Annotated in this window: 8 protein-coding genes; 1 reads left to right on the forward strand and 7 read right to left on the reverse strand. The window is 69.0% G+C overall.

From position 1 onward, the window contains the following. Window positions 1-685: 685 nt before the first annotated feature. The 7 genes from serA to gatB all read right to left on the reverse strand — a co-directional run bounded on the left by serA (window position 686) and on the right by gatB (window position 12,457). The gene (serA, locus tag ACYVDG_RS00390; protein WP_460745527.1) at window positions 686-2,275 is read right to left on the reverse strand and encodes a phosphoglycerate dehydrogenase; all 1,590 of its coding nucleotides are present in this window, start codon (window positions 2,273-2,275) and stop codon (window positions 686-688) included. Between the two features lie 232 nt (window positions 2,276-2,507). Beyond that, the gene (ilvC, locus tag ACYVDG_RS00395) at window positions 2,508-3,503 is read right to left on the reverse strand and encodes a ketol-acid reductoisomerase (RefSeq protein ID WP_460745528.1); all 996 of its coding nucleotides are present in this window, start codon (window positions 3,501-3,503) and stop codon (window positions 2,508-2,510) included. Window positions 3,504-3,616: 113 nt separating this feature from the next. Further along, the gene (gene ilvN, locus ACYVDG_RS00400; protein ID WP_460745530.1) at window positions 3,617-4,141 is read right to left on the reverse strand and encodes an acetolactate synthase small subunit; all 525 of its coding nucleotides are present in this window, start codon (window positions 4,139-4,141) and stop codon (window positions 3,617-3,619) included. Between the two features lie 378 nt (window positions 4,142-4,519). Then, complete coding sequence (locus ACYVDG_RS00405) at window positions 4,520-6,280, reverse strand: acetolactate synthase large subunit (protein WP_460745532.1); 1,761 nt, start codon at window positions 6,278-6,280, stop codon at window positions 4,520-4,522. 414 nt (window positions 6,281-6,694) lie between these two features. Next, window positions 6,695-7,606, reverse strand: a complete 912-nt coding sequence (locus ACYVDG_RS00410; RefSeq protein WP_460745534.1) for a hypothetical protein — start codon at window positions 7,604-7,606, stop codon at window positions 6,695-6,697. 85 nt (window positions 7,607-7,691) lie between these two features. Next, complete coding sequence (locus tag ACYVDG_RS00415; protein ID WP_460745536.1) at window positions 7,692-10,397, reverse strand: putative bifunctional diguanylate cyclase/phosphodiesterase; 2,706 nt, start codon at window positions 10,395-10,397, stop codon at window positions 7,692-7,694. A gap of 566 nt (window positions 10,398-10,963) precedes the next feature. Then, on the reverse strand, window positions 10,964-12,457 hold the full coding sequence (gatB, locus tag ACYVDG_RS00420; RefSeq protein ID WP_460745538.1) for an Asp-tRNA(Asn)/Glu-tRNA(Gln) amidotransferase subunit GatB: 1,494 nt from the start codon (window positions 12,455-12,457) through the stop codon (window positions 10,964-10,966). A 294-nt stretch (window positions 12,458-12,751) separates the two neighbouring features. On the opposite strand from gatB, the gene ACYVDG_RS00425 reads away from it, so the two are divergent. Beyond that, entirely contained in the window at window positions 12,752-13,921 is a 1,170-nt protein-coding gene (locus tag ACYVDG_RS00425; RefSeq protein ID WP_460745540.1) for a thioester domain-containing protein, read from the forward strand. Window positions 13,922-14,095 lie beyond the last annotated feature (174 nt).

Genomic DNA, 14,095 nt, shown 5'->3' on the forward strand with positions numbered 1-14,095 from the left:
GGTCCCACCGATGATTTCTCACATGGCGAGATCAGATGAACAGTAGGTGAGACAACTGTACCGGCCCCGCGGACCGGCGCCGCCGCCCCACCTCCTGCGAGCTCCGAGAGCGGGCTCTCTGGCCGGATCTGGACCTCAGGCGAACCTCAGCCTCTAGTCGCGGCGGTTGATCGCGTCCTGCAGGGCGCGGGCGATCTCGTCGTCGGTGTCGGGCGTGGACGGGTACTCGATCATGTCGTACATGTGACTCTCCGGATGCACTGCGCGACGGCGGGAGCTTACGGCTCGGCCGTCGGCGTTGAACGGTGACATGCGTCCGAGGTCGCGCGGCGATCTGTGCCGGACAGGCCTCTGCGGGCGCGGAACGTGGGCGACGTTGTCCACGGGAGAAGCAGGAGCTCGTCCCGGCGGGGTCGTCTGCCGGGGTCGCCGTCGCGGATTCCTGTGGGAGTCGGCTAGGCGATGGACCGCGGTTCCGGCGGTGGGGCCGAAACCGCTGACTCCTAGGACGTCAGAATATCGGATGTCCAACTATATGACCAGAGATTCTCACCATGTGAGACGAATTCGCGTCGCCGCAGTTCACAGCCGATAAGCACAACCGGCGAACCATGACAAAAGGGCCGTGCCACCCGAGATGGCACGACCCTGAAGCGAGCGGACCCGCAGGCCCCGGTTGGGGGCGCTAGTCTTCCAGGTCGATCTGGCGGGTGATCTCGGCCTCGATCTCGGTGGAGATCGAGTTCAGGATGTCGTCCGGCACCGCCGAGTCCACGGTCAGGGCGATCAGCGCCTTGCCGCCCTCCTGGTCCCGGATGACCTGCATCCCGGCGATGTTGACCTCGGAGTCGCCGAGCAGCGCACCGACGATGCCGACGATGCCGGGGCGGTCGTCGTAGGAGAGGAACACCATGTGCTCCTCGAGGTCGATCTCCATCGTGTAGTTGTTGATCTCCACCAGCTTCTCGAACTGGCGGGGACCGGTCAGCGTCCCCGACGCCGACACCCGGGTCCCGTCGGCCAGCACACCGCGCACGGAGATCAGGTTCCGCCAGTCGCTGCTGTCGTCGCTGGTGATGAGGTTGACCTCGACACCGCGCTCCTTGGCGAGCAGCGGCGCGTTCACGAAGGTCACCGCGTCCTCGACCACGTCGGTGAACACACCCTTGAGCGCGGCCAGCTCCAGGACCTTCACGTCGTGCTGGGCGATCTCGCCGCGCACCTCGACGTCGATCCGGGCGGCGAGCGCGCCGGCGAGGGAGGTGAAGACCCGGCCGAGCTTCTCGGTGAGCGGCAGGCCCGGCTTGATCTCCTCGGCCACACCGGTGCCCTGTACGTTCACCGCGTCCGGAACGAACTCGCCCGACAGGGCCAGCTTCACCGAACGGGCGACCTGCGTACCCGCCTTCTCCTGGGCCTCGTTGGTGCTCGCACCCAGGTGCGGCGCCACGACGACGTTTTCGAGCCCGAACAGCGGGCTGTCGGTGGTGGGCTCCTTGGCGAACACGTCGATGCCCGCACCGGCCACACGGCCGTCCTTGAGCGCCCGGTAGAGGGCTTCCTCGTCGAGGATGCCGCCGCGCGCGGCGTTGATGACCCGCACCGAGGGCTTGACCTTGCTCAGCGCATCGTCGCCGATCAGGCCCAGGGTGTCCTTGTTCTTGGGCAGGTGGATGGAGATGAAGTCGCTGCGCTCGAGCAGCTCGTCCAGGGTGACCATCTCGACGCCGATCTGGGCGGCGCGGGCGGGCTGCACGAACGGGTCGTAGGCGATGACCCTCGTGCCGAAGGCCAGCAGGCGCTGGGCGACCAGGGCGCCGATCCGGCCGAGGCCGACGACGCCGACGACCTTCTCGTAGAGCTCCACGCCCGTGTACTGGGACCGCTTCCACTCACCGTTGATGAGCGCGTTGTGCGCGGGAGCGGTGTTGCGCGCGCTGGCGAGGAGGAGGTTGATGGCCTGCTCGGCGGCGCTGATGATGTTGGAGGTGGGGGCGTTGACCACCAGCACGCCGGCCTTGGTGGCGGCGTCCACGTCCACGTTGTCGAGCCCCACACCCGCGCGGGCGACGACCTGGAGCCGACTGGCCGCGGCGACCGCTTCGGCGTCGACCTGGGTGGCGCTGCGGACGATGAGGGCGTCGACACCGGCCAGGGCGGGGAGCAGCTGGGACCGGTCGGCACCGTCCACATGGCGCACTTCGAAGTCGTCTTCGAGGAGCGCGATTCCTGCAGGCGAGAGCTTTTCCGCGACGAGTACGACGGGTTTGGTCACAACGGTTCCTTTACGGGTGGTGCGACCCGATCGCGCAGGTGGAGGCTGCTGCCCGGATCGGGAGTGACGGCCGGTCCAAAGTCTACTAGCTGAGTAGGGAAGCCCTTCGGGCGGAGTGCCTCCACCGGGCGAAAGAAGTCTCACCCCGGGGACTCCCAGCCGGACGCTACCCTCCCTCCACACGCCGCCGGGGCGGGGCGTGTGCCCCGCCCCGGCGGCGTGTGTACTACTGCTAAGCCTTGAGCCAGCTCATCAGGGGGCGCAGTTCGGCGCCCACCTTCTCGATCTGCTCGTTCTGCTCGGCCTCACGACGCTTCTTGAAGGTCGGCTGACCGGCGTCGAACTCGTCCATGAGCTCCTTGGCGTAGGTGCCGTCCTGGACCTCCCGCAGGATCTTGCGCATCTCCTCGCGGGTCTGCTCGGTGATGAGGCGCGGGCCGCGAGTGTAGCCGCCGTACTCGGCGTTGTCCGAGACCGACCAGTTCATCTTGGAGAGGCCGCCCTCGTACATGAGGTCGACGATCAGCTTGACCTCGTGGAGGCACTCGAAGTAGGCGATCTCCGGCTGGTAACCCGCCTCGACGAGGGTGGCGAAACCGGCCTTGACCAGCTCCTCGGTGCCGCCGCACAGCACGGCCTGCTCACCGAACAGGTCGGTCTCGGTCTCCTCGGTGAAGGTGGTCTTGATGGCCCCGGCCTTGGTGCCGCCGATGCCCTTGGCCCAGGACAGCGCCAGGTCCCAGGCCTGTCCGCTGTCGTCCTTCTCCACCGCGACCAGGCAGGGCACGCCGCGCCCGGCCTCGTACTGGCGGCGGACCAGGTGGCCCGGGCCCTTGGGGGCGACCATGGCGACGTCGACGCCGTCGGGGGCCTTGACGAGGCCGTAGCGGATGCTGAACCCGTGGGCGAAGAACAGGGCGTTGCCCGACTCGAGGTTCGGCAGGACCTCGTTGGCGTACAGGTCCCGCTGGATGTGGTCGGGGACCAGGATCATGATGACGTCGGCCTCGCGGGTGGCCTCGGCGGGGGTGAGGACGCGCAGGCCCTCCTCCTCGGCCTTGGCCCGGCTCTTGGAGCCCTCGGCCAGACCGATCCGCACGTCCACGCCCGAGTCCCGCAGCGACAGCGCGTGCGCGTGACCCTGGCTGCCGTAACCGATCACGGCGACCTTCTTGCTCTGGATGAGCGCGAGGTCCGCGGCGTCGTCGTAGTACATCTCTGCTGCCACTTGGGGTTACTCCTTGTTTCTCACGTTCTTTGGGGCGGGAGGAAGGCCGTCCGTCCGTGCCCGGACAGCCTTTCAGCTCGAGCGGGGCTCCTGTACCGCTTTCTGAAGCCGGGTCAGGCGCTGCGGTCGACCGCCCGAAGGGAGCGGTCGGTGATCGAGCGGGGCCCTCTGCCCAGGGCGACCAGCCCTGACTTCACCAGTTCCCGGATCCCGAAGGGTTCCAGGTTCTTGACCAGGGCATCGAGCTTCTCGGGGTCGCCGGTGGCCTCGATGACGACGACGTCCGGGCTGACGTCCACGACGTGTGCGCGGAAGAGCTCGGCCGTCTGAAGCACATGGGTGCGGCTCGACGCGTCGGCTTTCACCTTGACCAGGAGCAGCTCGCGCTGCACCGACGCGGTGGTGTCCATCTCCACGATCTTGACGACGTTGACCAGCTTGTTGAGCTGTTTGGTCACCTGCTCCAAGGGGTGTAGGTCGCAGTTGACCGCGATCGTCATCCGGGACAGTCCGGGGTACTCAGTGGTGCTGACACTGAGCGAGTCGATGTTGAACCCACGACGGGAGAAGAGGGCGGAGGCTCGGGCCAGGATGCCCGGGGTGTCCTCGACCAGAACGGATAGCGTGTGACGGCTCATGGTAGTTCGGCCTATCTCCTAGGGTGTGTTCTGTGGGTGCTGCCTGTCGCGAAGGAGACTCAGCGCCGTAGGCGTCCGTTGAGGGTGGTGGCGGGCGACGGGCAGAAGGTGCCGCGCCGTAGGCGTCCGTTGAGGGTGGTGGCGGGCGACGGGCAGAAGGTGCCGCGCCGTAGGCGTCCGTTGAGGGTGGTGGCGGGCGACGGGTGGGCGGTGCTGGCACAAGGCCGAAGAAGGAGTTCCCCCACTGTGCGCCGCCTCGCAAGCTCGGCAGCATCGCACAGCGGAGGCCCGCCCGGGTTTGGCTGTCGCCTGAGAGATGCGCAGTGCAAGTGCCTCTGGGGGCGACGCGCAGCAGGGTATGTGTCCATAGAACATGCCCTAGTCCTCGTGTTCCCAGTTCGGCGCCATGTCGCGCGCGTACTGGATCTGGTCGTTGCTGACACCGGGTCCGACCATGGGCCAGACCATGGCGTCGTGGTTCACGGTGAAGTCGACGACGACGGGGCGGTCGTTGATGGCCATGGCCTTCTCGATCGTCGCGTCGATGTCCTCAGGGCGCTCGCAGCGCAGGCCGACGCAGCCGTAGGCCTCGGCGAGCGTCACGAAGTCGGGGATGCGGACCTTCTCGTCCATCGGGGAGGTCTGCAGGTCCGTGTTGGAGTAGCGGCCCTCGTAGAAGAGGGTCTGCCACTGGCGGACCATGCCCAGGTTGCCGTTGTTGACCACCGCGATCTTGATCGGGATGCCCTCGACGGCGCAGGTGGCGAGCTCCTGGTTGGTCATCTGGAAGCAGCCGTCGCCGTCGACCGACCACACGACGCGGTCCGGGTCTCCGACCTGGGCGCCCAGGGCCGCCGGGACGGAGAAGCCCATGGTGCCGAGCCCGCCGGAGTTGACGAAGGCGCCGGGGCGCTCGTAGTCGATGAACTGGGCGGCCCACATCTGGTGCTGGCCGACGCCCGCGACGTAGGTGGCCTCGGAGCCGACCATCTGGCCGAGGCGCTGGATGACCAGCTGCGGCGACAGGCTTCCGTCGTCGGGGGTGTCGAAGCCCTTGGGGTAGTTCGCACGGAACTGGTTGAGCCGGTTCCACCAGGCCTCGTACTCGCCCGTGCGGCCCTTCTCCTGGTCGGTCCGGACCGCCACGACCAGGTCGGCGAGGACCTCGCGGCAGTCGCCGACGATGGGCACGTCCGCGTGGCGGTTCTTGGAGATCTCGGCCGGGTCGATGTCGGCGTGGACGATCTTGGCGTCCGGGGCGAAGCTGTCCAGCCGCCCGGTGACGCGGTCGTCGAAGCGGGCGCCGAGGGCGACGACCAGGTCGGCCTTCTGGAGGGCGCCGACGGCGGCGACGTCGCCGTGCATGCCGGGCATACCCACGTACTGCGGGTGGCTGTCGGGGAAGACCCCGCGGGCCATCAGCGTGGTGACGACGGGGACGCCGGTCAGTTCGGCGAGGACGCGCAGTTCAGCGGCGGCACCGGCGCGCAGGACGCCACCGCCGACGTAGTAGACCGGGCGCTTGGCGTCGGCGATCATCCGGGCGGCCTCGCGGACCTGCTTGCCGTGGGGTTTGGAGACCGGGCGGTAGCCGGGCAGCTCCAGGCGCTCGGGCCAGACGAACTCGGTGGTGCCCTGGAGGGCGTCCTTGGCGATGTCCACGAGCACGGGGCCGGGGCGGCCGGTGGAGGCGATGTGGAAGGCCTCCGCGATGGTGCGGGGGATGTCGCGGACGTCCTTGACGAGGAAGTTGTGCTTCGTGACCGGCATCGTGATGCCGCAGATGTCGGCTTCCTGGAACGCGTCGGTGCCGATCATCGGGGACGCGACCTGGCCGGTGATGGCGACCATCGGGACGGAGTCCATGTGGGCGTCGGCGAGGGGCGTGACGAGGTTGGTGGCTCCGGGGCCGCTGGTGGCGATGCACACTCCGGGGCGCCCGGTCGCGTAGGCGTATCCCTCGGCCGCGTGCCCTGCACCCTGCTCGTGGCGCATGAGGATGTGGCGCACCTTGGGCGAGTCGTAGAGCGGATCGTACGCGGGGAGGATGGCGCCGCCGGGAATCCCGAAGACAGTGTCAACGCCGACGTGCTCCAGCGACCTGATCAGCGATTGGGCGCCGGTCATCTGCTCGGTCATCTCAAGATCCTTCAGCGAGGGTCCAGAGCGGTACAGCGGCTCTGGGAACGGTGGTTCTGGCTCTCGGCCCGGTTTGGCAATAAAAAAACCCCCACCGCCCGGTGGCGGTTGAGGGGTGGCGCGCAGCAGAAGAAACTCAGTGGGCTGCGCGCCGACCAAGTACGAGAATCAGGAAGTTGTTCTGCACGTTGACAACATTGGCCGAAGGAGCGGTCGCCCGTCAACCAGAACTTAATATTGTCTCACTATGCGAGACGAAAATGTCAGCATGCGACTCCAGTACCTGAAACAACACCGCCCTGACCTGCACAGACACAGAAGAGGCCCCTGTTCTGTGTAACGCAGGACACAGGGCAGGGGCACGACGCGCAGTTCGTAAGCCGGACTTAACGGGAGGAGTCGGTGCACACCGGCCTACTCGCCGAAGAGGTCCTCCACCCGCTCGGCGTCGACCGCCCTGCGCAGCCAGGTGTCCAGTGCCGCGATGTCGGTGGTGCCGGTGATCCGCTCCCGCGCGGCCTCGGTCACCTCGATCCCCCGGGCCTCGAGAAAGCCGAGAAGCGCCTCGACACGCCCCTCGGCACGCCCCTCGGCACGCCCCTGGGCACGCCCCTCCTCCCTTCCTTCCCGGAAGGGACGCCCGATCAGCTCGGTCTTGAACTCGTAGTCCTTCAGCTTCATGAGCTTCTCCAATGATCCGCGAGCTGTGGCCGAAAGGGCCGCGATCACATAGTCAGAGTACAGCGAGGTGGACGAGGCATCGAGGCTTTTCAGGGCCTCGAGCAGCGCGTCCAGTGCCGCCCCGTCCTCGGTCGGGTTGTTGGCCAGAGCCAGGACGGTCAGTACCGGCCGGGCCGCGGCCACCTTGGGGTCGGTGACGGGTGTGAGGGTGTCCAGTGCGAGGACCAAGGGGCGGACCTCGCCGCACCCCAGGTCGATCGGTTCGGCGAACCGGCTCGCCAGCGCCGACGTGGGCACGAGCGCCAGGAGCACCACCGGGCATTCCAGGCGCAGCCGGGTGTTGGCCACGTATGCGGGCCATCGGTAGTACTTGCGGGGGTCCGGGCTGTTCTGGGGTTCGACGATGATCCCGAGGACCGGGACCGGCTCCTTTCCCTTCTCGTGGGGGTAGGGCGGACGTTCGCAGACCACCACCGAATCCGAGGTCAGGTGGGTCAGTGCAGTGCTGGTGGCCTCGGCGGCGTCACAGCGCACGCGGGTGTACTCCGGCAAGGGTTTGCCGGTCATCTCCTTGAGGAGTTCCACCACCGACGCTGGATCGTTGCGGATCAGGTCGAGGGGGAACTCGTGCTGATGGGAGGGCATGCCGGAAAACTAGCGAGCCAATCCCCGTCTTCGCAGGTGAACGGCGCTATATCCGCATTGGGTCCGGTTTGCCTAGGTGGTGTTGCTAGAGGTTGACGCCGGCCTCTCCGCCGACCAGGGACTCCACGCCGTTGGCGGGCATCGGGCGGGCCACCAGGAAGCCCTGGCCGTGGTCGCAGCCCATCACGCGCAGCTGCTCCAGCTGTTCCGGGCGTTCGATGCCCTCGGCGACCACCTGCACGCCCAGGTCGCGGCCGAGCTGGATGATGGTGTGCGTGAGCAGGGTGACCGTGTCGTCGCGGCCCAGGTCGGCGATGAACGACGGGTCGATCTTGATGGCGTCCACGCTGAGCTCGCGCAGGTGCGCCAGGGACGCGTACCCCATGCCGTAGTCGTCGATGGCCAGCTGCACGCCCAGGTCCCGCAGTTCGCCGAGCCGCTGCACGGCGTCGCCCTCGTCCTCGAGCAGGACCTCCTCGTCCACCTCCAGGGTCAGCACCTCCGCGGGCAGGCCGGTCTCGGCCAGCACCTGCTCCACGGTCCCCACGAACCTCGGCGACAGGATCTGCTTCACGGACAGGTTCACGGCCAGGCCGATGTCCCAGTCCGAGATCCGCCACACGGCGACCTTCTCGCAGGCCTCTCGGAGGATCCACTCCCCCAGGGGCACGATCAGCCCGGACTCCTCGGCCGCGCCCAGGAAGGCGTCGGGACCCACCGTCTCGCCGTCGCGGTCCCAGCGCACCAGCGCCTCCACCGCCGTCACCTGGGACGTGCCCAGGTCGACGACCGGCTGGTACTCCAGGAAGAACTCGCCGCCCGCCAGGGCCTCGCGCAGCCGGATCTGGAGTTCGAGCCGGGACACGACCATGTCGTGCATGTGCGCGGCGTAGACCTCCACGTTCCCGGCCCCGCGCTCCTTGGCGCGGGTCATCGCCACGTCGGCGTTGCGCAGCAGCTCACCGCTGTCCGTGGCGGGCTCGGCGAAGGCCACACCCATGGAGGCCGTGAGCACGATGTCGCGGTCGGCCACCTGGAAGGGTACGGAGGCGATCACGCGGCCCAGCCGTTCGGCCAGGTCGACCACGCGCTGCGCCTTGGGCACGTCCTCGACCAGAACGGCGAACTCGTCCCCGCCCCAGCGCGCCAGGGTGGCGTTCGAGTCCAGTTCCCCGCGCAGGCGGCGGGCGGCCTGTCCCAGCATGTGGTCACCGCGGACGTGACCGGCGGAGTCGTTGACCGCGGTGAAGCCGTCCAGGTCCAGGAAGATCACGGCGACGTCCCCCGTGGGGTCTTCGCTGATCGCCCGGTGCGCCAGCACGTCGCTGGCCCGCTCCTCCAGGTAGGCCCGGTTGGGCAGCCCGGTGACCCCGTCGTGGAAGGTCAGGTGCTCCACCTGGTCCTGCAGGGCGACCTGCGCGCTGATGTCGCTGGTCGTGACCAGCAGGCGGTCCGGCTCGCCCGGCTGTTCGTACAGGGAGATCGTCGAGGAGGTGTGCCGCCAGGTGCCGTCCGCGGCGCGTACCCGCAGGCGCAGGTGCACACCCTGGCCGGAGCGTTCGCTGAACAGGTCCGTGACGGCCTTGGTACGCGCCAGGTCCTCGGGGTGGATGAGCGTGGTGACCGGGGCGGCCAGGACGTCGTCCAACCGGTACCCGAACGCCTCCGCCGTGCCCGGGCTCATGTAGAAGACACTGCCGTCGCGGTCCAGCACGAGGATGACGTCGCCGCTGTTGCGGGCGAGTTCGTTGAAGTGCCCCTCGCGGTTGCGCACCATGCGGGAGAGGGTGGTGTTCTCCTCCAGCATCCCGATGACGCGCAGCAGCAGGACCAGCACCGCGGTCCCGGCCGCCAGCGGCAGCACCGCGGCGACGCCGGGCAGGCTCAGGCCGCCGATGGTGAGCACGACCGTGGCCACGAAGACGGCGGCCACCGCGGCGATCTCCGGCGCGAACCGGTACAGGCCCCGGCCTGTGATCCGGCGCGGCGCGGCGCCCGGGCGGTGCTCCACCAGCCACGGCAGCGCGCCCAGCAGGGCGAAGCCGAGGAAGCGCACGGGCTGCTCGATGCCGCCCGCAACCGGGGGCCCGGTCAATCGGGTCACGGCGCCGATCATGTCCGAGGCGGCGATGATGATGAGCGCGCCGATCGCCAGCAGCACCGCGCGCCGCGTGCTGTGCGGCGACATGAACACCAGCGGTATGAGCAGGCACAGCACCACGATGTCGGCGACCGGGTAGACCAGCGCGAAACCGAGCAGGCCCGCGCCCTCGCCCAGCTCCTCGTAGAGCGGGGAGAACAGCAGGAGCCACACCACGGAGAAGACGGCGGCGGCGCACACGTAACTGTCGGTGATGTGCCGGGTGGCCGTGCGCAGCCCTCCCGGCCACGGGGCGAACCGGGTGAAACCGATCACGAAGAGTGGCAATGCTGCCAAGGCAAAGAGGTCACCCAGGGTGAGGGAAATGCCGGATCCGCCCGTGAAGGCCCGGGTGATGGCGTGTGTGAGCCCACCCGCGCACCAGGCCAGAGCGGCCAGCCCGAGGTAGCGCAGTGCGGCCGGGCCGTCGGCCCCATCCACGTGCGCGGCCCAGTCCGCCCCGGTCCGCGCCCAGCGGCGCGAGGCGTACAGGAGGGAGGCACCGGCGGCACCGGCGACCACGGCGGTCGGCCACTGGCCGAGCGTGTCCGCCAGTGTCGTCTCTCCCACCGGGATCCGCGTTCCGAGGACATAAAACAGGAAGAGCGCGCCCACCCCGATCAACCACAGACGGCGTGCCGTGGTTCCCATCACCGGCCTCCCAGCGGGCGCGTCGCGATCCGCGCGGCCCGTGGCCGCCGTCGCGCTCTCTGCTCGGACATGGAGCACCCACCTCGTGATCACTCGACTCAGGGACACGGCGCTGTGCCGCACCGCGGGCTACCGCCCAGGACTGTCGCGGGACTGGGACGAGCGGTGCCGGGGCGGCCACGCAAGAGCCGCGCCCACCCCTGTGCGTCGACACCCTACGCAACCAAGGTCACACAGCGATTGAGGACCGGCTGAGAGATGACGACGGAAAAGTCACCCTGGGTGATGATTCTGCCGGGTTCCGGCCCGTCCCGGAACCGGCCCCGCTCCCCTCCCAAGAAGCGTGGCCGTGCTTCCCGAGGAGCGCGGCGCTTCCCGAGCAGCCTGGCCGTGCTTCCGAAAAGGCTGGCGGCGCCGCAGGTCCCCCTCAGTACCTACGGCGCCGCGCCAATAATAGGGAGGCCCGTGTAAGCAGCGCGTCAGCTGCCCCACCACCGATGAGCTTGCTACTCGTAGCTGTTTCGACGCCCATCTTGCTACCCGTAGCAAGATCACGGCAGGTTCGGTTAGCTGGAGAGCTTCTCGAGGATGAGTTCCCGGGCCCGGCCGGCGTCGGCCTGGCCGCGGGTGGCCTTCATGACGGCGCCGACCAGGGCACCTGCGGCCGCCACCTTGCCGCCGCGCACCTTGTCGGCGGCGTCGGGGTTGCTGGCGATGGCCTCGTCGACGGCGGCGCCGAGGGCACCGTCGTCGCTGACGACCTTCAGGCCCCGGGCCTCCACGACGGCGTCGGGCTCGCCCTCGCCGGCGAGGACGCCCTCCACCACCTGGCGGGCCAGCTTGTTGGTGAGCGTGCCCTCGGCGACCAGGGCGATGATCCGCGCGACCTGGGCCGGGGTGACGGGCAGGGAGCCCAGCTCGACCTCCTGCTCGGTGGCGCGGCGGGAGAGCTCGTTCAGCCACAGCTTGCGGGCCTCGGCCGAGGGGGCGCCCTCGGTGACGGTCGCCTCGACCAGGGCGATGGCGTCGGCGTTGACCAGATCGCGCAGCTCGGTGTCGCTGAGTTCCCACTCGGTCTTGACCCGGGCGCGCTGGGCGGCGGGCAGCTCGGGCAGGGTGGCGCGCAGCTCCTCGATCCACTCCGCGGGCGGGGCGACCGGGACGAGGTCGGGGTCCGGGAAGTAGCGGTAGTCCTGGGCCTCTTCCTTGGAGCGGCCGGAGGTGCTGCGGCCGAGGTTCTCCTGGAAGTGGCGGGTCTCCTGGACGACGCGCTCACCGGCGTCGAGGACCCCGGCCTGGCGCTCGATCTCCGAGCGCACGGCGCGCTCGACGGAGCGCAGGGAGTTCACGTTCTTGGTCTCGCTGCGGGTGCCCCACTCGTCGGCGCCGCGCTCGTTGATGGAGACGTTGACGTCGCAGCGCATGGACCCCTCCTCCATGCGCACGTCGGAGATGCCCAGCGCGCGGACCAGGTCGCGCAGCTCGGCGGCGTAGGCGCGGGCGACCAGGGGCGCGAGGTCGTCGGTGCCGTCGATCGGCTTGGTGACGATCTCCAGCAGCGGGATACCCGCGCGGTTGTAGTCGACGTTGGAGTGGCTGGCACCGTGGATCCGGCCAGTGGACCCGCCCACGTGGGAGGACTTGCCGGTGTCCTCCTCCATGTGGACGCGCTCGATCTCCACGCGGTAGTCGCGGGGGCCCTCGGGGGTGTCGACGGTGACGTCGAGGTAGCCGTCGACGCAGATCGGCTCGTCGTACTGGGAGATCTGGTAGTTCTTCGGCATGTCCGGGTAGAAGTAGTTCTTCCGGGCGAACCGGCCCCATGGGGCGATAGAGCAGTTGAGCGCCAGACCGAGACGGATCGCGCCTTCGACCGCCTTGGCGTTCACCACCGGGAGCGACCCCGGAAAGGCGAGGCAGACCGGGCACACCTGGGTGTTGGGCTCGGCGCCGAACGCGGTGGGGCAGGAGCAGAACATCTTGGAGGCGGTACCCAGCTCGATGTGGGTCTCCAGACCGAGCACGGGCTCGTACCTGGTCAGCGCCTGCTCGTAGGCCACCGGGGTGGGCCCCCCGCCGTTCTTGGCAGGGCTAGGAGTTACCGCGTGGGCCATCGCCGCAAACCCGTTTCCGTAGAGGACATACCTTCCAGGTCAGCCTACCGAGGATGGGAGGCGCGGCGACCCCGGTCCCTGTGACGCAACCGACGAATGTCACAGCCACCGCACGATTGGGCCGCTGTAGAGGTGATCTCCCGGCAACCGGGGGGTCGTGCCGTTAATCTGAATTGCCCAGTAACACTTCACCGGCGGGTCCCGCACGCCCCGCCGCCCTCCACATGGGAGCGCCTGAGCATGTCCGGCATCCTGAGTCGGTGCGTTGCGCTGCTTTCCGCCTCCGCGCTGATCGGCACACTTGCCTCCGCTCCGGCCGCCGCCGACGACTTCTCACGCGTCGACCGCGGGCCGGTGGCGGGGAGCACCGTCGTGCTCAGCAACGGGGAAGAGGCCGACACCGCGCTCTTCAGCCTGCGTGTGTCGGACGGGGACTCGGTGCGCGCCTACGCGCTGGACACCGGCGAGGAGGTGCGCCCGAGCACCGCCTACGTGGAGTCAGCGTGGTCGGACCGTGCGGATTGGTCCGAAACCGATGGGGTAACGGACCCGGCGGACCGGGCGAACTGGATCGTGACCAACTCCTACCCGAACCTGAACCTCCCGGACCTGGGCGCGGCCTCCGACCTGACGTACCTGGACGAGGACACCGCTATCGCGGCCACCCAGGCGGCGCTGTGGAAGGTACTGGACGGGGTGTCCCTGGACCCGGAGACCAACGACGAGGACGTCCTCGCGCTCTACGCGTACCTGGTGGAGGGGAGCCAGGACGCCGAGACCGGTTCGACCGCGCCGTCCGTGGAGGTGTCGCCCGCCCAGCTGGACGCGGTGGCACCCGCGGAACCGCTGGGGCCGCTGACGGTGTCCAGCGCGAGCGCCGGGCCGGCCGAGGTCTCGTTGCGCGGCGCTCCCGCGTCGTGGCTGGTCAACGCGGAGGGCCAGGAGGTGTCGCAGGTCGTCGACGGCGACGAGGTCTATCTCGACGTGGACCCCTCGGTCCCGGCGGGTGTGGCCACCCTGCACGTACGCGGCCACGAGGTCCCGTTGGCGGAGGGGCGCCTGTTCACCGGTCGCGACGGTGTGCGGACCCAGCCGCTCATCACCGCGGAGCCGGGTTCGGCGACCAGTTCCACGACCACGACCGTCACGTGGCGGGCCGACGCCCAGGAGGAGGAGACCGAGGAGGCCGCCGCCGAGCCGGCGGAGGAGGAAGCCGCCCCCGAGCTCCTCGACGAGGCTCCGGCCGAACCCGTCGAGGAGGAGACAACGAGTCCGGAAGCGGATGACCGGAACTCGGAGGAGGGGCTGGCACATACCGGAACCTGGCTGTCCGGTCTGTTGGTCGTCGCCGGGGCCCTGGTGGTATCGGGCCTGCTCATCCTGGTTCTCGGCCGGAAAAGGCGCGACTGAGAACAGCGGAGTACACCCGTAACCGGGACACCGTTCCATAACACCTGCCCGGAATGCGCTTGTGTCCTGGCGGGAATTATCCCCGCCCGTAACGGATCACATTTTTCGCGAACCGGGTTGGAAGTGGCGAATCGGGTCGCTAGTATCTAGCGGGCGGTCGGCTTTTCCACGGCG

It is taken from the genome of Nocardiopsis oceani (assembly GCF_054777395.1).

Coding starts and splice junctions, on each gene's coding strand:
- ACYVDG_RS00405 (WP_460745532.1), bottom strand. CDS start 6,280: ATGACCGAGCAGATGACCGGCGCCCAATCGCTGATCAGGTCGCTGGAG.
- ilvN (WP_460745530.1), bottom strand. CDS start 4,141: ATGAGCCGTCACACGCTATCCGTTCTGGTCGAGGACACCCCGGGCATC.
- ACYVDG_RS00410 (WP_460745534.1), bottom strand. CDS start 7,606: ATGCCCTCCCATCAGCACGAGTTCCCCCTCGACCTGATCCGCAACGAT.
- ACYVDG_RS00415 (WP_460745536.1), bottom strand. CDS start 10,397: ATGGGAACCACGGCACGCCGTCTGTGGTTGATCGGGGTGGGCGCGCTC.
- ACYVDG_RS00425 (WP_460745540.1), top strand. CDS start 12,752: ATGTCCGGCATCCTGAGTCGGTGCGTTGCGCTGCTTTCCGCCTCCGCG.